This window comes from Flavobacterium sp. SP2 (assembly GCF_057626655.1).
Genome location: NZ_JBVHBT010000002.1, coordinates 605097 through 628150, shown reverse-complemented (window position 1 = coordinate 628150; position 23054 = coordinate 605097). Strand labels below are relative to the sequence as shown.

Here is a 23054-nt window from a genome sequence, read left to right as displayed (position 1 = left end):
TGCAAAGTAACTAAAGTTTTTGTGAAAGTTAAACCCAATTGTTGCGTATTTTGAGGAATAAAACTTATTTTTGACGCTATGAGGATTTTAAAAATAATTTTGTGGACGTTATATCGCGTTTGGTTTTACATTCTAATGGCCATTCCGATATTGGTGATGTTACCTTTTTTGGTACTTTCTATTCTGAAAGAAAAATGGTATCCGTATTTCTTTATCATGGCTAGAATATGGGCTAAAGTGATTTTGTACGGAATGGGTTTTAACTATAAAGTAGTTCGTGAACAAGAATTGGAAGAAGGCAAAAGTTACATGCTTACCGCCAACCATACCTCGATGGCTGATATTATGTTGATGCTTGCCATCGTTAAAAATCCGTTTGTTTTTGTAGGCAAAATGGAGTTGGTAAAAATTCCACTTTTTGGATTTTTCTACAAGCGCACTTGTATTTTGGTCGACAGAAATAGTCCGAAAAGTCGCCATGAAGTTTTTGAAAGAGCGCAGAAACGATTGAGCCAAGGGTTGAGTATTTGTATTTTCCCAGAAGGTGGCGTTCCAGATGAGTCGGTACTTTTGGACGAGTTCAAAGACGGTGCTTTTCGTTTGGCAATAGAACACCAAATTCCGATAGTTCCAATGACTTTTGCCGACAATAAAAAGCGATTTTCCTATACGTTTTTTAGTGGAAGTCCCGGAATAATGAGAGCTAGAGTTCATCGATTTATTGAAACTAAAGATAAAAAATCGGAAGATAGAAAAACTATAAAAGAAGCAACTAGAGCTGTAATTTTAGAGCAGTTGCATAAATTTAATTCATAAAAAAGAGCGCTTAACTAAGGCGCTCTTTTCAGTTACCACTCGAAAGCAATAACACTACTTAACTAATTTTAACTAAATAACCTAACCTAAAAAGTGAAACTAACTCCTGAATAAATTCCAAAAACATACGGTTTAAAATTACCGTCGTCGTTGGTAAAAGTGTTCAATTGGTATTTGAAAATTGGCTCTATTCGAGCTTCAAATCGTTTTATAAATTCATATTTTACGCCTATTCCTAAATTTCCACTAAAATGAATTTGGTTTAAATTGTTGGCTTCACCAATTGCCATATTTAATCCATTAGTCTGAATTGAAATTTCATTTTCATTTAAAAACATTGTACTTAAACCTCCAATAAAGTCAACACCAAACTTTTTGTCAACAATACGGTAAGACATTTCTAATGGCACTTCAATATATCCAATACGTTGATTTAAATTACTATTAAACTTGTTTAACTCGCTTCCATTTAGATTAAGTGTAGGCAATTTGTTGTCCGATTTATTTTCAATCTGAATTACGGCTCCTTTTTCATTGGTTTTTACATGTTCTAATCTTGCTGCGTTATTGGTTTGAAAAAATACTATTCCGTTGGTATTGTAGTCCACGGCTAGATTATTCACGCCTGCTCTAATTTTTAGTTTTTTATTTAATGCATAATTTACCCCGACACCATAACTGATATTGGTGTTGTACGACTTGCTGTTGTTTTGCAATTTTGAGTCTAAAGGTGAACCGTTATTAGTTGAACTAAAATAAATAGGAGCAAGACTTGAGGTAACCTGCCACCTATTTATTTTTTGTTCTGCAATAATTTTCTTTCCTTTTTCATTAAGCAATTCTTCCAGCGCATTTTTTTCGACTATAGCAATTTTTGTCGAATCAATTTTAATGGAATCGTCAACTGATTTGATATCAGTAGTGAAGACGATTTTATTTTCAGTTTCAATTACAAGTTTGTCGTCGGTAACTGAATTTGTATTTTTTGTATTATTATTTGAATTAGTACCAATTGGCAAAGTACTGTTAGTTGTAGTATTGTAATTTATGCTTGCAATTGCAGTAGAATTTACCGTAGATTTTGTTTTTGAAATTTTAGAATTGTTGCGCGCAATAGCGTTTGAAACTACTGATGTAGACGAACTCGATTTTTCATTAAAATTAGATTTCAGAGTAGTTTTGTTATTATAAGTTGGATTATTATTGCTACTATTATTTTCTTTAGAAATTGTAGTTACCACTTCGTCAGTTGCATTTTCTGTTTTTTCAGGTGCATTGATTATTGAGTTTTGTGGGTTGAAATCATTGTTAGAATTGGATTTAGTATCAGCATTCGATTCTTGATTTACAATTGGATTTTGTACATCTTCTAAATTCTTGTTGTTGGGATTCATAAAAAATATTCCAAGCGCAATTAATGCCGCAACACCAGAATACATCCACCAAAACGGAATAATTCTTTTTTTCTTTTTATTCTCTTTTAATTTTGATTCGATGTTATTCCACGCATTTTCTGGTGGAAGGACTTCGAAATTTTCAAATTTTTCTTGAAAGAGGCTGTCTAAATTTTTTCTTTCTTTCATTTTACAGATGGTATTTTATACGTGCCTGTATTGTTTTCTATTTTATCTTTTAAAATCATTTTGGCTCTTGATAGATTTGATTTTGATGTTCCTACCGATATTTTTAATAAGTCGGCTATTTCTTGATGTGTAAAACCATCAATTACATTTAAGTTAAATACCAATCGATATCTATCAGGCAATTCTTGAATAATTTTCATTAAAAATTCTAATGAAATGTCTTCTGTTTCAACTTCGACTTCTACAATTTCATCTTCAATGGGTTCGTTCACCAAGTTTAAAAATGATGCCGAACGGTATTGTTGCAGAATGTTGTTTATTGTAATTCGCTTTATCCAACCTTCAAAAGCACCTTTAAATTGATACTGTTTAATTTTACTAAAAATTATAATAAAACTATCTTGTAAATGATCTTGAGCTTCGGCATAACTGCGCGAATATTTCAAGCAAACAGAAAACAACTTGGGCGAAAATTGCCGATACAGTTGTTCTTGTGCTTTAATATCATTTTTCTTACAGTCATTTATAATTTGCTCTAAATCCAATATATAAGGATTTTATTTATGGTACAATTACTTCTGTATTTAAATATTCATCAACACCTGCGCTATTTGTTCCTAGCCAAAACTTAAAATTGTAAGTTCCAGAAACGGCTGGTTTAAATCGTAACGGAACTTCGTAAATGGTTTGATCATCTGGTGAACAACCACCTTGAAGTAATTTTACTGCTCTAATTCCTACTACTCTTGTTGAATCAACAGCATCGTAATAAATTCCGTCAAAAATATGACAATCGGTTGGTCTTGTGTACTTTAGATTAAAAACCGAAATACTATCCACCTTGTATGCCGTTGGCAATTCTACTTCTGAAACTGGCAATAGTACAAATTCGCTTTGTGGATCTTCGCCAATACTGCAAGAACTCATTACGATTACCGATGCTAGTAAAAAAAATATCTTTTTCATTATTGTTTAGTTATTATGTATGTAGATGCAAGTTTGTTAAAAAGGTTGCGTATAAAGATAAAAAAAAATCACCTCATTTTTTAGAGGTGATTTAATTATTTGAACTGATTTTCAGTATTATGCTTCAGCCAAGGTTTTAATTTGAGCTTTTATTTTCACTTCTAGTTCGTCTGCCAATTCTGGATTGTCTTTGATTAACGATTTTACTGCATCGCGACCTTGACCTAGTTTGGTTTCGCCATAACTAAACCATGAACCTGATTTTTTAACTATTTCAAATTCTACCGCTAAGTCTAAAATTTCACCAGTTTTAGAAACTCCTTCACCGTACATAATGTCAAATTCGGCTGTTTTAAATGGTGGTGCTACTTTATTTTTTACCACTTTTACTTTGGTTCGGTTTCCAATTACATTTTCACCATCTTTTATTTGAGACGAACGACGAATATCCAAACGAACCGATGCATAAAACTTCAAGGCATTTCCACCTGTAGTAGTTTCTGGATTTCCGAACATTACTCCAATTTTTTCTCTTAATTGGTTGATAAAAAATACGGTACAATTGGTTTTGCTAATTGTTCCTGTAAGTTTTCTTAAGGCTTGCGACATCAATCTGGCGTGTAAACCCATTTTAGAATCGCCCATTTCTCCTTCAATTTCACTTTTTGGAGTTAATGCGGCAACCGAGTCAATCACCACAATATCAATAGCACCAGATCGAATTAAATTTTCGGCAATTTCCAATGCTTGTTCACCGTTATCGGGTTGCGAAATAATAAGGTTATCAATATCTACACCCAATTTTTCGGCATAAAAACGATCAAATGCATGTTCTGCATCTATAAATGCGGCTATACCACCCGCTTTTTGTGCTTCGGCAATAGCGTGAAGTGTTAGCGTTGTTTTTCCAGAAGATTCTGGACCATAAATTTCAATTACTCTACCTTTAGGATATCCGTTTACACCAAGTGCTAAATCTAAACCTAATGATCCTGACGAAATTGTTTCTACTTCTACAATGGCTTTGTCGCCCATTTTCATTACAGTTCCTTTTCCGTAGGTTTTGTCTAGTTTATCTAGCGTAAGTTGTAATGCTTTTAATTTTGCTTCTTTTTCTGAACTCATTTTTTCTAAAATTTTTGGCTTTTAACTCCGTAAAATTAAGTTTTTTTTTAATGTAAAAGTAGTTTATGATAATGACTTTTAAACAATTGACAAAATTTAGTTGGCGTACTTGGTTAGGTCTTTATTTGTAGGCAGATGCACTAAAAATTAATTTCGTTTTTTTTCTGTTTGGAATTTTTATATGGATGAGGTTGCGAAAGTTATTGTGAAATTAAAATGTAATTATTTAGCTAGTTTTTAAATAAAAAAAATCCAAACTCGAAAAGTTTGGATTATTGTTTAAATTATTGTTTTATTAAAATGTACTCTCCAGATGGAAAAATATAATTGTCACTTGGTGGCGAATCTTGATGGTAGTAGCCACCAACACCTGTTATTTTGAATTTTAACGCTTCTTGACCATTTACCATAATTCTTTTTACAATTATATCTCTAAAACGGTGTGTATCTTTATCAAATATGCTTAAATTTAAACGTAGTTCACCAGCAGCGCAATCGTTGCATACTGGGAAATAGCTGTTTATTAAAACGCTATTACCAAATATTGAATAAGATCCAGCAAATTGTGATGTTGATGATAAATTGGGTATCGTATTAATTATAATTGAATTATTTTTAACATATAGGTATTCTCCAATCAAGCGGTCTTCATGTGTCATACCATCTTCTTGGTTCACTCTTTTCTCTAAAACTATAGTTAAAGATGTGGTTTCGTTGGTGTATTTCCAAGTTCCTTCGAACGGATTTAAGACGTTATCAATATCTTTATAGTATTGACCTGGAGCATCAAAAACGGTTCCATTATCTTTAATATTTATTATTTGCGCTTCACAAATGTTCGTTAGCAATAATAATGTATAAAGTGCTATTATTTTCATTTTTGTTAATTTGAATTAGGATTTAATTTTTCGACATAAATTAGTTTAATATAAAATCGCCAAAACAATCAAATATATAAATTTCAAACTATTTTCTAGTAATTGAACAGGGTTTAAAGTTTCTTTAATTTGATGGCTACTAAAACTTGCAATCAATTTATTACGTACTTTTGCATTCAGTAAATAAAGATAAAAATTATGTTCCCATTACAAAGAGGCCGAAGACTGCGTGTTAACGAATCTATTAGAAGTTTAGTACGTGAAACAACGTTAAGTCCGAGTGATTTTATGTTTCCAATGTTCATTGCAGAAGGTGAAAATGTAAAAGTAGAAATTCCGTCAATGGTTGGTATTTACCGTCGTTCGATAGATTTAACTGTTGAAGAAGTTAAGGAACTTTTCGCATTAGGAATTCGCGCCGTAAACATTTATGTAAAAGTAGACGAATCTTTGAAAGACAATACCGGAAAAGAAGCTTGGAATCCTGATGGATTGATGCAAAGAGCTATAAAAGCGATCAAACAAGCTTGTCCAGAAATGATTGTAATGCCCGATGTTGCTTTAGATCCTTATTCAATTTACGGCCATGACGGAATAATAGAAAATGGCGATATTGCTAACGATGCTACCAACGAAGCACTTGTAAAAATGGCAGTTTCTCATGCCGAAGCTGGAGCCGATTTTGTTGCGCCAAGCGACATGATGGACGGACGTGTTTTGCGTTTACGCCAAGGTTTAGACGCTGCAGGATTTCACAATGTTGGAATCATGAGTTATTCAGCCAAATATGCTTCGGCATTTTACGGACCATTTCGAGATGCGTTAGATTCTGCGCCAGTTGATAATATTGAAATTCCGAAAGATAAAAAAACCTATCAAATGGATTACGCCAACCGCATCGAAGCCATTAAAGAAGCTCTTATGGATGTTGAAGAAGGTGCCGATATGGTTATGGTAAAACCAGGAATTGCCTATTTGGATATCGTTCGTGAAGTTAAAAACGCTGTGAATGTTCCGGTTACGGTTTTTCATGTTTCTGGAGAATATGCCATGATTAAAGCTGCTGCCGAAAGAGGTTGGTTGGATCATGACAAAATTATGATGGAACAGCTGATGTGTATCAAACGCGCTGGAGCCAGCTTAATATCGACTTATTTTGCTAAGGAAGCAGCGGTAATTCTTAATAAATAGTCTTTTGACATTGATGATAAGTGAAGATTTTATTTTACATTCTAAATAAGAATTTGTTTTAAAATCTTCATTTGTAATTAATTAAATTTTTATCTTTACTAAAATCAAATGAATTATGAAATCAGCATATTTTACTTTTATTTTAGTACTGATTTTTTCTTCTGCAACTAGTCAGATAAAATCACCTTTTATAAGTTTCAAAAACACGCTTTCTACAACTTTATTTACCACAAAAAAACCCGATACTGTCGCCGTATACAGCATTCAACTGTTAGGAAAAACATCTTGGAAAAGTTACTTAAATACAGACAAGATTAATTTATTACCTAAAAATTTCAATTGGTCTAAGGATATGCGAAGAATTGAAAGCTATAAAAATATGGCTTTGAATTTAAGACAACAAGATATTTGTGGTCGCGATTTGCCAGCAGATGTTCATTCTGAAGTGGTTCAAAAAGTTTATATAAGGAACTTCTCAAATTTCTAAATGGATATTGTTCATATTTTATCACCTCTTGGAATCACGAAAATTGAGGGTAATGAAAACGGTATTACCCAAATATCAGTCTTGTCGGAAGGTGTTGTTTCTGTTGAAATCCCAGTGCATCTTCAAGAAGCAACGCATCAATTACAGGAATATTTTGAAGGAAAACGAAAAGATTTTACGTTCAAGTTGAATCCAAAAGGAACCGATTTTCAACAAAAAGTGTGGCGAGAATTAGGTACTATTCCTTATGGAAAAACGATGTCCTATTTAGAATTATCTCAGAAACTTGGCGATGTAAAAGCCATTAGAGCGGTTGCAGCAGCCAATGGTAAAAATCCACTTTGGATAGTTGTTCCTTGCCATAGAGTGATTGGTAAAGACGGTTCGCTTACAGGTTATGCTGGTGGATTATGGCGCAAGAAATGGTTGTTGGAGCATGAAAATCCATCTACACAACAATCTTTGTTTTAAGGAATCTTTATTTATTTAATTTTTATTTTCAATATTTTGCCTGGTTTTTTAGTATAAAAATTACGCAAACAATCTAATTACAACGTTTTCGTTACCTAAACATTACCACAACATTTTTCAAAAGACTATTTTAACACTGCTGTTTTTGTTGGGTTTACATGTTGTAAGTCTAACTTTTTTAACTCACTATGTTAAAATTATATTTTGTATAGTTTCTATAGCGTAGAATTTTCATTATCAAAAAAAATATGCTTTATTTTTATGAATTATGAAATATTTTAAGTTATGGGAACACACTACTCGTTTTTTATTAAGAAAATACAATTATTCTTGTTGTTAATAATTGTTGTAAGTAACACTACAAATGCTCAAAACATTTTAAACAATGGCGACTTTGAAAGTGGCGGAAGTGGTGTTGGGTTTTTTGTTCACGATTATACAGTAATCAATCCGTTAACAGGAACAAGTAATCCTGGATTTTATGCCCGAACTACCAATCCTGTTTTGATGAATAGTTCGTTCCTATCTGGTGGCGATCATACCACAGGTACAGGAAATATGCTAGTAGTGGATGGCGCAACAGCTGCCAATAAGTTTATTTGGACAACAAGCGATACAGGTGGTGCCATTGGTGGATTTACAGCTGGTGTAACCTATACCTTTAGATATTGGATAAAGTCAGTTTCTAATCAAGTAACTTCAGATGTTGCTACAAGATCGAATATAGGTTTGATATTTGTAAATGCAACCAATATAAATCCTTCCTCATTGAACAATTTGGCACCTTTGCCATCTGAGGGTTGGCAACAAGTGAGTTATTCTTTTACAGCTACGGCAAATAATATTTTGATTCGATTAAGAACTTTAAATGCTGGAGCAATTGGTAACGATTTTGCCCTTGATGATTTTTCAATTACGCAAGGCGCCTTACCATTTGTAGGAACTTATACTTCAATAAATCCAACTTGTCCTAATGCTACTGATGGTTCTATCGATGTAGATTTATCTGGAGGTTCTTTGCCTTACGGAACCTATACATTGTCTGGAACTTCTACTCAATCTAATACGACGGGAATTTTTACTGGTTTGACTGAAGGAACTTATACTGTAACAGCAGTTGATGCAACAGGTCAAGTTTATACGCAATCTAACATTGTGCTTACTGTACCAAATAATTTAGTTTTGAGTAATCCAGTTACTATTTGTAATGGAGAGTCGACAACATTATCTGCAAGTGGTGGAATAGGAACTTACACGTGGAGTGCAAATCCTCCAGATGGTTCGATTACAAATCCTAATAATGCAAACCAAACGGTTAGTCCAGCTGTTACTACAACTTATACTGTAACTTCTGGAACCGCTTCTTCTACAACAAATTTAATTTTTAACGGAAATTTTTCACAAGGGAATAATGGCTTTACGACTGACTATACACAAGTAACCAATCCAAATCCGTTTGGCGTACAATCTTCTTATGATATTGTTACCAATCCCAATGCATGGTTTACGGCATTTGCATCCTTTGGCGATCATACTACAGGAACTGGAAACCTTATGGTTTTTGATGGTTCAACCGATCCTACAGGTGGTATAAAAGCTTGGTGTGCTGGAACACCAGTTGCCGTTGTACCCAACACCAGTTATACTTTTTCCTATTACGTAGCTTCGGCTGCGCCAGAAAATCCAGCTAGATTAGAAGTTCTAATCAACGGAGTTTCATTAGCACCGCCTGTTACAGCGCCTTCGACCACAGGTTTATGGACATTGGTTTCACATATTTGGAATTCAGGAAGTAGTACCACAGCCGATATTTGTATTTATGATAGAGAGTTTGCCGATTTCGGAAATGACTTTGCTCTAGACGACATTTCATTAGTAGAAACCGTAACTTGTTTGTACCAGAAAACGGTAACCGTAACCGTAACTCCACAAACTGTTCCAACGTTTAATCCTGTTAATCCAATTTGTGTAGGTGGTACTTTAAATGCTTTACCTACAACTTCTACAAATAATATAACTGGAATTTGGACACCGCCATTAGACAATTTGGCAACAACAACTTATACTTTTACACCAAATGCCAATCAGTGTGCTACAACAACTAGTTTGACGATAGTAGTTAATCCTCTTGTTACGCCTAGTTTTACCTCAATAAATCCAGTATGTCAAGGTTCAACAATTGCTGCTCTTCCTACAACATCGGTTAATGGAATTGCAGGAAGTTGGTCGCCAGCATTAAATAATATGGCAACTACAACTTATACTTTTACACCAACTGCCGGACAATGTGCCTCGACAACTACCTTGACAATAGAAGTAAATACGTTACCAGATTTTTCGATTTCTGAAGGCTGTAATGGAATTAGCTATACTTTATCAGCGGTAGAATTTGATGCAACATCCAATTCAAATTATCAATGGTTCAATCCTTCTAATACTAATATCGGAAACCAATCTTCAGTGATTATTACAACTCCAGGAATTTATAAATTAATAATTACCAAAAATGGTTGTAGTACAGAAGAAACTATCAATGTAATTGCTCCGTTTTGTTCAATCCAAAAAGGAATTTCGCCTAATAACGATGGTAGAAACGACAACTTCGACTTGTCTTCTTATAATGTAAATAATTTGAAAATTTTCAATAGATACGGATTAGTAGCCTACGACAAATCAGGATATCGAGACGAGTGGTATGGTCAATCAGATAAAGGTGATGAATTGCCAGACGGAACCTATTATTATGTTATTGATTTTTCGGATTTGGAAACAAAATCAGGTTGGATTTACATTAACAGAGAACAATAATAAATCATTTTACTCTTATTCTAAATTTCTGTTATCATGAATTATTTTAGTAAAATAGTTTTACTAGTGTTTGCATTTATTTCCTCGTACAGTTATTCCCAATTAGGATTTTGTACAGGAAGTAAAGGTGCCGCAATTTTTAGTGAAAAATTTGGAAACGGACTTAATTACGGACCAGCCTTACCAGCAGGTACTACCAATTACAATTATATAACCGGAAATCCTAATGATGGATTTTACACCTTGTATTACAGAACCAATTTATATAGTACTTGGCATTATTCGCTTGACCACACACCTGATGTTACAGATGGTGCGAACGGAAAGGCTTTAATTGTAAATGCTAATTCAAGTACATCTGGAGAGTTTTATAAACGAACAGTTACAGGATTGTGCATTAACACTACATTTGAATTTTCGGCTTGGCTGATGAATATTTATAATCCTGGTTCGGGTTTTTGTGGCGCTAATGAAATACCTATAAACGTTCAATTTGAAATTTGGAATGATACCGAAACAGTACTTTTAGGTGCAGGAAATACAGGAAATATTATAGGAACATCTTCGCCTATTTGGCAACAATTTGCCTTGGTTTTTACTACTACAAATCAGACATCGGTAGTTTTAAAAATGAAAAATAATGGTTTGGGCGGATGTGGAAACGATTTAGCAATAGACGATATTGAGTTTAGATCATGTGGCGACTTGACCACAATATCTAGTCCATCAAGTGCAGGAACTACTTTTTCGACTTGTACTACTCCAGTTTCTATTCCACTTCAAGCAACAACAACTGGAATGGCTACTTACTTTTATCAATGGCAATCCAGTCTCGATGGAACTACATGGACAGATATCGCTGGAGCTAATGCTTCGACGTTTACAACACCAAATTTATCAACTCTTACCTATTTTAGAACCAAAGTTGCCCAAGATGCAGCCAATTTAAACAACAACTTTTGTTCAACATTATCCAATGTCTTTACAGTTTCATTTTTAGCTGGACCAAATAACGCAGTAAACAGCGGTAATGTTACCATTTGCGCTAACCAAGCGATACCTTCATTATCGGTTTCTTCTGATGCAGGAACAAGTGTGAATTGGTATGATGCAGCAACAGGAGGAAATTTGCTACAAGCCAACTCCTTAACTTATACACCTACTGCAGCCGGAACTTTTTATGCCGAAAGTTATACCATAACCACCAATTGTAAAAGTAGTGCAAGAACACCAGTTACGTTAACAATTGTTTCGTTACCCACTGTTTCAATTACAGGAACATCATCTATTTGTTCTGGGAATTCTGCAACAATCAATATTAACGGTACTCCAAATACTTCTGTAAGTTACACGGTTGATGGTGGTTCAATTCAAACAGTTTTAATTAATTCATCTGGTACTGCTACTATTACAACTCCAGTCCTAACTACGAATAGAAGTTATAATTTTGTCAATGCAACTTCGGATGTCTTGAACACCTGTGTGGCCACTTTAAATTTTTTATTTCCAATTACTGTGAATCCGATTCCAACTGCTACTATAACTGGTAATTCAACCATTTGCTCAGGTTCAACTACTGTTTTAACTTTTACAGGAACCTCAAATGCAAATGTGTTTTTTACTGTTGATGGTGGTGCTGTTCAAAGTGTTTTTTTAGATTCTAATGGAAACGCAACAGTAACAACACCTAATTTAACTTCTGGTTCCACCTATACATTAACAAATATTGTATCATCTGGAGCAAATTCTTGCACACAACCATTGTCTCAAAACTTTGTAATTTCTATTGCAGCGTTGCCTACGGCTTCAGTTAGCGCAAATCCATCGTCGGTTTGTTCAGGCGGTTCAAGTACATTAAATTTTAGCGGAACACCGAACGCTATTGTTTCGTATTCGCAAAATGGTGCAACTAGCCAAAACGTAACTTTAAGCGCAACTGGTTTGGCATCTGTTACGGTATCCAATATTACTACGGATACTACTTTTCAATTGATAGACGCTGCACTTCCAGGCTCGACTTTATGCAGTCAATCACTTTCTAGTTCGGCTTTAGTAACTATCAATCCGACTCCAATAGCCAGTTTTTTGGGCAATTTAAATTACTGTTCCAATGAAACATTGAATATTGCTTTAGCTTCAAATATAGCTGGAACAACCTATACTTGGACTGTAACTCAAAACGGAACATCTGGCGCAACTTCAGGTTCAGGTGCTGCAATTAATCAAGTTGTATCGGTTGCAAATTCTGATGGAACTGCGACTTATTTTGTTACACCATTTTATAACGGTTGTGCAGGAACGACTATTGAAATTAATGTGGTAATTCATGCTTTGCCAAATCCGATTATCAATGATGGAGTGATTTGTTTGAATAATTCGAGTACGCCTGCATCGCAATTTTACACCTTATCAACAGGATTGAATTCAACCGATTACAGTTTTTCTTGGTATTTTGATGGCGTTCTAATTCCAACCGCTTCAGGAAGTTCATTTGATGCCAATCAAGTTGGAAGTTATTCTGTTATAGCTACTGATAATAGTACAGGTTGCAGTTCTGATGAGGTTTTTGCAACAGTCAGCGAATCCATTCAAGGCGAAAGTTTAATAATTAATCAAACAGGAACATTTAGTGACAATCCAACAATTACTGTTACTGTAGTAGGAGGTGATGGTCCGTTTTTATATCAATTAGATAATTCTAATTTTCAAACTTCCAATGTTTTTTCTTCAGTTCCATCAGGATTTCATACTGTAACGGTTGTAGACGAAACGTTTTGTACCAACTTAACTGCAACGGCAACAATAATAAATTACCCACACTTTTTCACACCAAATGGTGATGGTAGTAATGATTTTTGGAATATTAAAGGATTGGCGGAACGATCAAGAATTTTAATTTATGACCGATTTGGAAAATTGCTAAAACAAATTTTTACCAATAGTGCTGGTTGGGATGGAACTTACAACGGACAACTTATGTTTTCTGATGATTATTGGTTTACGGTTGATTATATTGAGAATGGAATTGCCAAAACATTTAAAGCGAATTTTTCATTAAAAAGATAAGAAAATACTTTTAATTTATAAATCTTTCAATTGAAGCAATATTTATGTAAATTCGTTTTATAGTAAAATGAAGTGAATAATCATGATAGAAAAAATACGCTTAGACAACATCTTATTTCTTGACATTGAAACTGTTCCAATAGAAGAAAATTTCAATTCGTTAGACGAAGAAATGAAACAACTTTGGGAATTAAAAACGCAATACCAAAGAAAAGAGGATTATACTGCAGAAGAGTTTTATGACCGAGCAGGAATTTGGGCCGAATTCGGTAAAATAGTCTGTATATCGGTAGGGTATTTTGTAACTAAAGGTGACATTCGAAACTTTAGAGTTACTTCTTTTTTTGGTGAAGAGAAAAAATTATTATTAGATTTCAATAATTTGTTGAACAATCATTTCAATAATTCTCAAAATATTTTGTGTGGTCATAATGCCAAAGAATTTGATTTACCATTCATTGCTCGCAGAATGATTATCAATCAAGTTGACATTCCAAATAAGCTCAATTTATTTGGAAAAAAGCCATGGGAAATCCAACATTTAGACACACTTGAGTTATGGAAATTTGGCGATTATAAACATTTTACTTCCTTAAAATTACTTACCAAAATACTCGGAATTCCTTCATCAAAAGGCGACATTGACGGAAGTCAAGTTGGTCATGTTTTTTACGTTGAAAAAGATATTGATAGAATTGTAACCTATTGCGAAAAAGATGTTATTGCTGTCGCCCAAGTTTTTCTTCGCTTCAGAAAAGAAGATTTATTGATAGAAGACGAAATTACTCATATTTAATGTCAACTTCAAAAATCAACTTCAAAAATCAACTATTAAATTAATATGCCAGAATCGAATCCTTTTAGTGAGAAAATTTTTAATTTTGATGATAGATTAATTCGTTTTGCTGGAGAATGTATTTTCTTTACTAGAAAATTGGGTAAAAGCTATGTAAACGAGTAGTATAAAAATCAGCTTATTCGTTCATCAGGAAGTTCGTCTTTAAACCGTGGTGAATCGCAAGGAACAATAACGGATAAAGATTTAGTATTCAAGTTAACGCTAGTGGCTAAAGAGTTAAAAGAGTCTAGTAATTCGTTAAAAATTTTAAATTATATAAACGAAGGTAATCAGGAAATTCGGACTTTTCTAGTAATTGAAGTTGAAGAATTAATTGCAATTGCATCAAAAATGAAAATTAATAAAAAATAAGTCAATCTTAAAATTTAGATTGATTTTTGATATTGAGATTGACTTTTGAAATTGAATTTGATTTTTGAATTTGCAATTGAATAAGTACATTTACAAAAAACAAACAAACCATGGTATTAAGCAGATTTTGGCTCGTTATCTTTATTTCATCAATAATTTTTGTAATGTTCAGTTTGTTTTCTGGCAACAGTTACACAATTGATCATGTTTTGAACGGAAAGAAAGATGATAAGATATTAGTGTCAGAGAAATACCTAAACGACATTCCAGTTTTTATTAAAGACAGTATTCAAAAGTCTGATGACAAAACCTATGTTGTAAATAGAGATACTTTGAATGCCGATTCTACTTATGTTTATAACAATCAAACAGTAAAAATTTATAGTGGAGTTCAAAAATCAGATGGACTTTTACCCACTTGTAAGAGTACATTATTGGATTTAATTTTGCCTCTAATGGCCTATTTAGCATTTTTCTGCGGATTGATGGAACTTTTAATTATTTCTGGAGCTTCTGAAAAATTAGCAAAATTATTGAGTCCGGTATTTGTAAAAGTCTTTCCAAGTATTCCTAAAAATCATCCTTCAATATCGTATATGACTTTAAATTTTGCAGCCAATTTTTTAGGATTAGATTCTGCTGCAACACCATTCGGGCTAAAAGCAATGGAAAGTTTACAAGAGATAAATCCCGAAAAAGATAAAGCCAGTGATGCGCAAATTATGTTCATGTGTTTGCATGCTTCAGGACTTACACTTATCGCAACTTCAATAATTGGTTATCGTGCTGCAGCAGGCGCAGCAAATCCAGCTGATGTAATGTTACCTTGTATAATTACCTCTTTTATTGGAACAATTGCAGCTTTTCTTATTGTAGGTGTAAAGCAAAAAATTAACTTTAAAAGTGCCTCGTTAGTAGTCGGATTGATGGTATTAATTGCTGCAATTATTGGTTTATTAATGTATGTGAATCATTTAGATTTAATAGGTAAAAATTATTTTACATCGAATCTTTCCGCATTGATATTGGTTGTAATAATTGCCTTTACATTGATTTTATCGTTCGTTAAAGAAAAGAAATTTACTGAAGCAAATACTACAGTTTACGAAGCTTTTGTGGTTGGGGCCAACAATGGAGTTAAAACTGGCGTTACTATTTTTCCTTATGTTTTAGGAATGTTAGTAGCAATTTCGTTGTTCAGAAATAGCGGTTTGTTCGAAATTGTTAGTAACTGGATTGCTTTTGGTTTTTCTACTATGGGAGTGAGCAAAGAAATCACCGATGCGCTTCCGGTAGCGATGCTAAGACCTTTTAGTTCCGCTGGTTCAAGAGGATTTTTGATTGACTCAATGAATACTTTCGGAGCCGATTCTTTAACTGGACGATTGAGTTCTATTTTTCAGTGTAGCGCCGAAAGTACGTTCTATGTTATTGCCGTTTATTTTGGTTCGGTAAATATAAAAAACACCAGATACGCTTTAAGCACCATGCTTTTAGTAGATGTAATTTGTGTGATTACGGCAATTTTTGTGGCTAGTTGGTTTTTTTAGTGTTTTCCTGCAAGGTTTCCAAAACCTTGTAGGTATAAATGAAAGTCAATGAAATTAGAAGTTTTAGAAAGAGACCATTTCTACCACATTTATAATAGAGGAATAAATAGTGAAAATATTTTTTTATCCGATGATAACAAATCCTATTTTCTAAAATTACTTTCAAAACATTTAAACGGTAAGATAGAAGTTTTTGCTTATTGTTTAATGGATAATCATTTCCATTTTCTTATCAAATTAGTTGATAATGAAAAGGCAGTAACTCAAGCATTTTCAAATTTTTTTAATTCTTATGCAAAGGCCTTTAATAAACAAAACAATAGAACAGGTAGTTTATTCGAAAAACATTTTAAAAGGATAAAAATTCAAGATGAAAATTAGGTAAGAAACATTATTCAATATATTCATCTAAATCCGAAACATCACTTAAATATAGATTATAAAACTTATAAGTTTTCTTCATTTCAATCAATTATTTCCACTAATCAAACCAAGTTAGCTAGAACTGAAGTTTTGAGTTACTTTGACAACGTTGACAATTTTATCATTTGTCATAATTTTAAAAATGATTTTTTAACAGAAAAATTTACTTTTGAATAAATAATTAAAGTCCTGCAAGGTTTCCAAAACCGCGTAGGTATAAATCTTAAAAACAACAATAAACAAACCTACAAGGTTTTGGAAACTTTGCAGGTTATACGTAACTTTACACATCAAAAATATTTCATAATGGACTTTATATATCAAGATCCGTATCCTATTTTAAAAGACGATACGCAATACAAAAAAATTACCTCTGACTACGTAAAAGTAGAACAATTTGGAGACAGAGAAATTCTTACGGTTGATCCCAAAGGTTTAGAATTATTAGCTCAAGAAGCCATGAATGATGTTTCATTTATGTTACGTACTTCGCATTTGCAAAAGTTAAATAATATTTTGAATGATCCAGAAGCTACTGACAACGACCGATTTGTTGCCTACAATTTATTGCAAAATGCTGTAGTTGCTGTAGATGGTCAATTGCCTTCTTGCCAAGATACAGGAACAGCTATTGTTATGGCTAAAAAGGGTGAAAACGTTTTTACTGGAGCCGATGATGCCGAATGGTTATCAAAGGGAATTTTCAATACCTATCAAATGAAGAATTTGCGCTATTCGCAGATTGTTCCGATTTCAATGTTTGAAGAAAAAAATTCGGGTTCTAATCTTCCAGCTCAAATAGATATTTATGCCAAAAAAGGAGCTTCTTATGAATTTCTGTTTTTAGCAAAAGGTGGCGGTTCTGCCAACAAAACTTTTTTGTACCAAAAAACAAAATCACTATTGAACGAGAAATCTATGGAGGAATTCGTTCGTGATAAAATTAAAGATTTAGGAACTTCTGCTTGTCCGCCATACCATTTAGCTTTGGTAATTGGAGGAACTTCTGCAGAGGCTAATTTAGCTGCGGTTAAGAAAGCATCTGCGGGTTATTTTGATAATTTGCCTACTTCAGGAAATATGTCGGGTCAAGCATTTCGAGATGTAGAATGGGAGAAGAAAGTTTTAGAATATTGTCAAGAAAGTGCTATTGGAGCGCAATTTGGTGGAAAATACTTTGCACATGATGTTCGTGTAATTCGTTTGCCACGACATGCAGCTTCTTGTCCAGTTGGATTGGGTGTTTCGTGTTCTGCCGATAGAAATATCAAAGGGAAAATTACTAAAGATGGAATTTTTGTAGAACAATTAGAAACCAATCCGAAACAATTTTTACCTGAAGTTCCACCACATTTGGAAGCTCCAGTTGAGGTTGATTTGAACCGTCCGATGGCCGATATTTTAGCTGAATTATCAAACTATCCAATCAAAACTCGTTTGAAGTTAAACGGAACTTTAATTGTTGCAAGAGATATTGCTCACGCAAAAATCAAAGAACTTCTGGATGCTGGAAAACCAATGCCAGAGTATTTCAAAAACCATCCGATATATTATGCAGGACCAGCAAAAACTCCAGATGGAATGGCGTCAGGAAGTTTCGGACCAACAACCGCAGGACGAATGGATGTATATGTAGAAGAATTCCAAAAAGCTGGAGGAAGTATGATTATGCTTGCTAAAGGAAATCGTACAAAAGAAGTGATGGAAGCTTGTAAAACTTATGGAGGATTCTATTTGGGTTCCATTGGTGGACCAGCTGCAATTTTAGCTCAAGATAATATCTTGAAAGTTGAGGTTGTAGATTTTGAAGAACTAGGAATGGAAGCCGTGAGAAAAATTACTGTAAAAGATTTTCCAGCTTTTATTATTACTGATGATAAAGGAAATGATTTCTTTGCTAACTTATAAAAAGTTGACACGAATTCCACGAATTTTCACGAAATTTTGTTTGTGTTTTTCATGTCACTAATTTGTTTTTCGTGTGATAAGTAAGCAGAATCAATTTGTGAAATTCGTGTCAAAAAATAAATAAATAAACATGCCTTTTAAAGAAACCTTTTCTGAGTTTTATTCTAAAGTTAAATCGAGTTTAGAAGATGGGACTTTTGCTAAATTGACCTTAGCAAAAACCATTGGAAATACCGAATTGATGAATATTTATGTGCGTCCGATTATGGATGAGGATGTTTTGAAACTGGAATTAAAATTCAAATTTCAAAAGGAAGAAATATTCGAAATTCATTCCATCGAAAAAGCTTTTGATAGGTTGTTGGAATTTATAAATAATCCGTTTTTATCGGCAATTTTATTTACAACCGAATTTGATTTGACTTACAAATTGAATAAAAAGCGTGCCGTGAGCATTGTGGAGCAATTTCCTAGTTTTGGGAATGCCAACGAAGTTTTATTAGCGTATTTAAATAAGAATCAGTAATACAACTATTTTTAAACCATTAAGAAGTTAAGTTTCATTAAGTTTAAATACCTTAATTTCTTAATGGTTCAATAGTATAACACTAATCAATTACCATTTCAGGAATATCACCTTCAATAATTAAATCAGCTTCGGTTGAAGCAATGATGTGCTCAACAGAAACTCCTGGTGCGCGTTCTAATAATTTGAATCCATTTGGAGTGATTTCTAAAACGGCCAATTCGGTAACTACTTTTTTAACGCAACCAACACCAGTTAGAGGTAAGGTACATTTTTTAAGAATCTTACTCTCGCCAGCTTTATTTACGTGCATCATGGCTACGATAATGTTTTCTGCAGAGGCAACCAAATCCATTGCGCCACCCATTCCTTTAACCATTTTTCCTGGAATTTTCCAGTTGGCTATGTCACCGTTTTCTGAAACTTCCATGGCGCCAAGAATTGTTAAATCTACATGTTGACCACGAATCATCCCGAAACTAAATGTTGAATCAAACAAACTTGCACCAGGCAACATTGTGATGGTTTGTTTTCCTGCATTGATTAAATCGGCGTCTTCTTCGCCTTCAAGCGGAAATGGACCCATTCCTAAAACACCATTTTCACTTTGAAATTCTACATCAATTCCTTCTGGAATGTAATTGGCAACTAGTGTTGGAATTCCGATTCCTAGGTTTACGTAGTAATTGTGTTTTAATTCTTTTGCAATACGTTTTGCAATTTCAGTTTTATCTAACATAAAATGTTTCTTTTTTAAACCATTAAGAAATTAAGGTTATTAAGATTTACTTTGTTGAAAATATTTAGTTTACAGAATATCTAAAAAATAATTACTAAAATATTTTCCTAACGGTTCTTTGTTCTATTCTTTTCTCGTATTTTTCTCCTTCGAAAATTCGGGTAACCAATATTCCTGGAATATGAATTTCGTTCGGATCCAAACTTCCTGCTGGAAGCAATTCTTCTACTTCGGCGATTGTTATGGTGGCTGCACCACACATTGATGGGTTGAAGTTTCTTGCTGTTCCTTTAAAGATAAGGTTTCCTGCTTCGTCACCTTTCCATGCTTTTACTATGGCAAAATCGGCTTTGAAAGCGTGTTCCATGATGTGCATTTTGCCATTAAATTCACGTACTTCTTTTCCTTCCGCAACTTCGGTTCCAAATCCTGCTGGTGTAAAAAATGCTGGAATTCCTGCTTGTGCTGCTCGACATCGTTCGGCTAAAGTTCCTTGCGGAATTAAATCTACTTCAAGTTCACCCGAAAGCATTTGACGTTCGAACTCGGCATTTTCTCCTACGTAGGAAGAAATCATTTTTTTAATTTGTTTCTTTTGTAGCAACAAACCCAAACCAAAATCGTCGACACCGGCATTATTGGAAATACAAGTTAGGTTTTTGGTTCCTTTTTTTACTAATTCGGCAATAGAATTTTCTGGAATTCCGCACAGGCCGAATCCGCCGAGCATTATGGTCATTGAGTCTTCAATACCTTGAAGTGCTTCTTTAACGTTTTTTACTTTTTTATTGATCATAGTTTAGTATGAATTATAGGTTTGTTTTTTGCAACAGTCTAGCCCAGATAGCAGTGAAAAGCATTTTATGAAAAAAAGTAGTGTTTTTCTTGATGAAAAAAAGCGACCTTGGAAGCTCTTTTTTTATTGTAGAAAAACGTACTTTTTTCATGAAATCTTGGAACGGATAGCTGGATTAGCTCCTGAAAATTAAAGTTCGAATTCGTCGGTATTTTGTTCTTCTTGCACGGCTGTTGAGTCTACAACTACTACTTTTCGTGGTTGCCAACAATCTACTTTTATAGATAAATTATCAGGTCTTTCAAAATCGTCTTTAGATACTTGTAGGTCTTTGTCTTCGTAGCATTTTTTCATAAAATAACCCCAAATAGGCAATGCTGCTGTTGCACCTTGACCGTAAGTGATGCTTTTAAATCGTGCCGAACGGTCTTCGCAACCTACCCAAACGCCAGTTACAAGATTGGGAACCATACCAATAAACCAACCGTCTGATTGATTTTGGGTTGTTCCTGTTTTTCCTGCAATTTTGTTTCTTAGCATGTAGGGATATCCTGTCCAACGGTTGTCACCGCTTCCGCCACTTTCGGTTCTTAATCGTACACCCGAACCGCTTTCGGTTACGCCTTCTAGAAGTTTTATTACTGCAAAGGCTATATCTTTATTAAGCACATCGTGCGATTCTGGAGTTGGTTCGTAAACCACAGCACCATTTTTATCTTCGATTCTAGCAATAAATTGTGGTTTTATGTAAACACCTTGGTTGGCAAATGTGCTGTAAGCGGCAACCATATCTTGTACTGTTATATCGACTGCGCCAAGGGCAATTGATGGCTGAACAGGTATTTCGGATTTAATTCCTAATTTGTGTGTTAGTTCTACGACAGCTTCTGGTCCGGTTTTATCAATTAATTTGGCCGAAACCGTGTTGATGGAATTGGCCAAAGCGCTCTGTAAGGTAACCATACCACGGTATTTTTGGTCGGAATTTCGTGGTTCCCAATCTTCGGTTACGTGATGGCGGCCTTTTCGGATCATGAACGGTCCGTCGATAATGGTATCGCAAGGCGACATTCCGAGTTGCTCGATGGCTGTAGCGTAAACAAATGGTTTGAAGGTCGAACCTACTTGTCTTGCACCTTGACCCACGTGATCGTATTGGAAATATTTATAATCGATTCCGCCAACCCAAGCTTTTACAGCGCCAGTTTGTGGTTCCATAGACATTAATCCTGCTTGAAGAAAGTGCTTGTAATAGCGAATAGAATCTAGCGGAGTCATTTCCATTTCTTTATCACCATCCCATGTGAAAACAGTCATTTTGGTTTTTACATTGAACGATGCAATGATTTCTTCCTCCGATTTATCTTCGGCTTTTAGAATTCTCCAACGTTCAGAATTACGCATCGCTTGGTTGATGATTTTCTGAGTTTCGGCATCGGTAATGTTTATAAAAGGAGCATTTTTATTATTCTTTTGCTGAATAAAAAATTCCTCTTGAAGGTTTTTCATATGAGCTTTTACAGCTTCTTCAGCATGTTCTTGCATTTTAGAATCTATAGTTGTATAGATTTTTAAGCCATCGCCATAGATGTCATATTCTTCGCCATCTGGTTTTTTATGATCTTTAACCCAGTTTTTAAGGTAATCGCGAAGGTATTCTCTAAAATAAGTTGCAGTTCCATCTAGGTGACTTTCGGGATGAAAATCTAACTTTATAGGTTTTTTTTCTAATAGTGCTTTGGCAGATTCTTCCAAATGATTGTTACGCACTAGCTGTCCAAGCACAATATTTCTTCTTTTTAATGCTCTGTCTGGAAAGCGGTTTGGATTAAATCGTGAAGGATTGGTAAGCATTCCTACAAGCATTGCGCTTTCTTCAACATTTAAATCACGTGGTTCTTTACTAAAATAAACCTTTGAAGCAGAGCGAATTCCAACTGCGCCATTAACAAAATCTACTTGATTTAAATACAAAGCAATGATTTCCTGTTTAGTATATTGTCTTTCCAATCGAATGGCAATTATCCATTCTTTTGCTTTTTGAATGATTCTAAAAGGTAAAAATTTTGATCCTTCGCCATGAAACAAATTTTTGGCTAATTGTTGGGTTATTGTACTTGCACCTCCATTTTGTCCTAGTCGTAAAGCGGCACCAAATGTTCGTTTGGCATCAATTCCTGAATGTTCGTAAAAACGCTCGTCTTCGGTTGATACTAAGGCGTCTACAAGTGATTTAGGTAAATCTTTGTATTTAATTGCGGTTCTATTTTCGTTGTAGAATTTACCAAGTGTAACACCATCGGAAGAAATAATTTCGGTTGCAAGATTAGAATTTGGATTTTCTAAATCTTCAAAAGATGGCATCGCGCCAAATAATCCCCAAGAGGCAAATAAGAAAAATAAAAATATTCCACCAAAAGCATAGAAGAAAAGTCTCCAGAATTTCTTTTTGTAGTAATTGATATCTCGTACTTGTGTAGATTTTTTTTGAGTTGTTTTATTTTGTGCCAT

General features: G+C 34.0%; 20 protein-coding genes. 12 read left to right on the top strand and 8 right to left on the bottom strand.

All coding sequences use genetic code 11. The features are described 5' to 3' along the window. Positions 1–78: 78 nt before the first annotated feature. Complete coding sequence (locus ACZ098_RS07185) at positions 79–816, top strand: lysophospholipid acyltransferase family protein (RefSeq protein WP_487311062.1); 738 nt, start codon at positions 79–81, stop codon at positions 814–816. A gap of 86 nt (positions 817–902) precedes the next feature. Here the strand turns inward: ACZ098_RS07185 and ACZ098_RS07180 are convergent, their stop codons facing one another. The 5 genes from ACZ098_RS07180 to ACZ098_RS07160 all read right to left on the bottom strand — a co-directional run bounded on the left by ACZ098_RS07180 (position 903) and on the right by ACZ098_RS07160 (position 5368). Further along, positions 903–2399: a porin family protein gene (locus tag ACZ098_RS07180; RefSeq protein ID WP_487311061.1), complete on the bottom strand. Its 1497-nt coding sequence runs from the start codon at positions 2397–2399 to the stop codon at positions 903–905. Then, positions 2396–2944 (bottom strand): RNA polymerase sigma factor, encoded by a 549-nt coding sequence (locus ACZ098_RS07175; protein WP_487311060.1) that lies wholly within the window; start codon positions 2942–2944, stop codon positions 2396–2398. The genes ACZ098_RS07180 and ACZ098_RS07175 overlap by 4 nt, the downstream gene beginning before the upstream one ends. Before the next feature lie 16 nt (positions 2945–2960). Next, on the bottom strand, positions 2961–3365 hold the full coding sequence (locus ACZ098_RS07170; protein ID WP_487311059.1) for a hypothetical protein: 405 nt from the start codon (positions 3363–3365) through the stop codon (positions 2961–2963). Between the two features lie 117 nt (positions 3366–3482). Then, a complete protein-coding gene (gene recA / locus ACZ098_RS07165) occupies positions 3483–4490 on the bottom strand; it encodes a recombinase RecA (protein ID WP_487311058.1) in 1008 nt (335 codons plus the stop codon). A 284-nt stretch (positions 4491–4774) separates the two neighbouring features. Beyond that, entirely contained in the window at positions 4775–5368 is a 594-nt protein-coding gene (locus ACZ098_RS07160; RefSeq protein WP_487311057.1) for a DUF6705 family protein, read from the bottom strand. Between the two features lie 198 nt (positions 5369–5566). Between ACZ098_RS07160 and hemB the strand changes: the two genes are divergently transcribed. From hemB to ACZ098_RS07105, 11 genes are all read left to right on the top strand, one after another. After that, positions 5567–6559 (top strand): porphobilinogen synthase, encoded by a 993-nt coding sequence (hemB, locus tag ACZ098_RS07155; protein ID WP_487311056.1) that lies wholly within the window; start codon positions 5567–5569, stop codon positions 6557–6559. Between the two features lie 115 nt (positions 6560–6674). Next, positions 6675–7046 carry a hypothetical protein gene (locus ACZ098_RS07150; protein ID WP_487311055.1) on the top strand — a complete coding sequence of 124 codons (372 nt, stop codon included), beginning with the start codon at positions 6675–6677 and terminating at the stop codon, positions 7044–7046. Then, the gene (locus ACZ098_RS07145) at positions 7047–7517 is read left to right on the top strand and encodes a methylated-DNA--[protein]-cysteine S-methyltransferase (protein ID WP_487311054.1); all 471 of its coding nucleotides are present in this window, start codon (positions 7047–7049) and stop codon (positions 7515–7517) included. Between the two features lie 285 nt (positions 7518–7802). Further along, positions 7803–10325: a T9SS type B sorting domain-containing protein gene (locus ACZ098_RS07140; protein ID WP_487311053.1), complete on the top strand. Its 2523-nt coding sequence runs from the start codon at positions 7803–7805 to the stop codon at positions 10323–10325. Between the two features lie 36 nt (positions 10326–10361). Beyond that, entirely contained in the window at positions 10362–13391 is a 3030-nt protein-coding gene (locus ACZ098_RS07135; protein ID WP_487311052.1) for a T9SS type B sorting domain-containing protein, read from the top strand. Between the two features lie 82 nt (positions 13392–13473). After that, positions 13474–14187, top strand: coding sequence for a 3'-5' exonuclease (locus tag ACZ098_RS07130; protein ID WP_487311051.1), 714 nt, complete (start codon positions 13474–13476; stop codon positions 14185–14187). Between the two features lie 180 nt (positions 14188–14367). After that, positions 14368–14601, top strand: a complete 234-nt coding sequence (locus ACZ098_RS07125; RefSeq protein ID WP_487311213.1) for a hypothetical protein — start codon at positions 14368–14370, stop codon at positions 14599–14601. Positions 14602–14711: 110 nt separating this feature from the next. Continuing rightward, positions 14712–16151: a nucleoside recognition domain-containing protein gene (locus ACZ098_RS07120; RefSeq protein WP_487311050.1), complete on the top strand. Its 1440-nt coding sequence runs from the start codon at positions 14712–14714 to the stop codon at positions 16149–16151. 48 nt (positions 16152–16199) lie between these two features. After that, the gene (locus ACZ098_RS07115) at positions 16200–16532 is read left to right on the top strand and encodes a transposase (RefSeq protein ID WP_487311049.1); all 333 of its coding nucleotides are present in this window, start codon (positions 16200–16202) and stop codon (positions 16530–16532) included. 348 nt (positions 16533–16880) lie between these two features. Further along, positions 16881–18482 carry a fumarate hydratase gene (locus tag ACZ098_RS07110; RefSeq protein ID WP_487311048.1) on the top strand — a complete coding sequence of 534 codons (1602 nt, stop codon included), beginning with the start codon at positions 16881–16883 and terminating at the stop codon, positions 18480–18482. A gap of 130 nt (positions 18483–18612) precedes the next feature. Next, positions 18613–19008, top strand: a complete 396-nt coding sequence (locus ACZ098_RS07105; protein WP_487311047.1) for a hypothetical protein — start codon at positions 18613–18615, stop codon at positions 19006–19008. Between the two features lie 82 nt (positions 19009–19090). On the opposite strand, the gene ACZ098_RS07100 is transcribed toward ACZ098_RS07105, so the two are convergent. The 3 genes from ACZ098_RS07100 to ACZ098_RS07090 form a co-directional block, all read right to left on the bottom strand. Then, on the bottom strand, positions 19091–19747 hold the full coding sequence (locus ACZ098_RS07100) for a CoA transferase subunit B (RefSeq protein WP_487311046.1): 657 nt from the start codon (positions 19745–19747) through the stop codon (positions 19091–19093). 94 nt (positions 19748–19841) lie between these two features. After that, on the bottom strand, positions 19842–20543 hold the full coding sequence (locus ACZ098_RS07095) for a CoA transferase subunit A (protein WP_487311045.1): 702 nt from the start codon (positions 20541–20543) through the stop codon (positions 19842–19844). A gap of 189 nt (positions 20544–20732) precedes the next feature. Next, the gene (locus tag ACZ098_RS07090; RefSeq protein ID WP_487311044.1) at positions 20733–23054 is read right to left on the bottom strand and encodes a penicillin-binding protein 1A; all 2322 of its coding nucleotides are present in this window, start codon (positions 23052–23054) and stop codon (positions 20733–20735) included.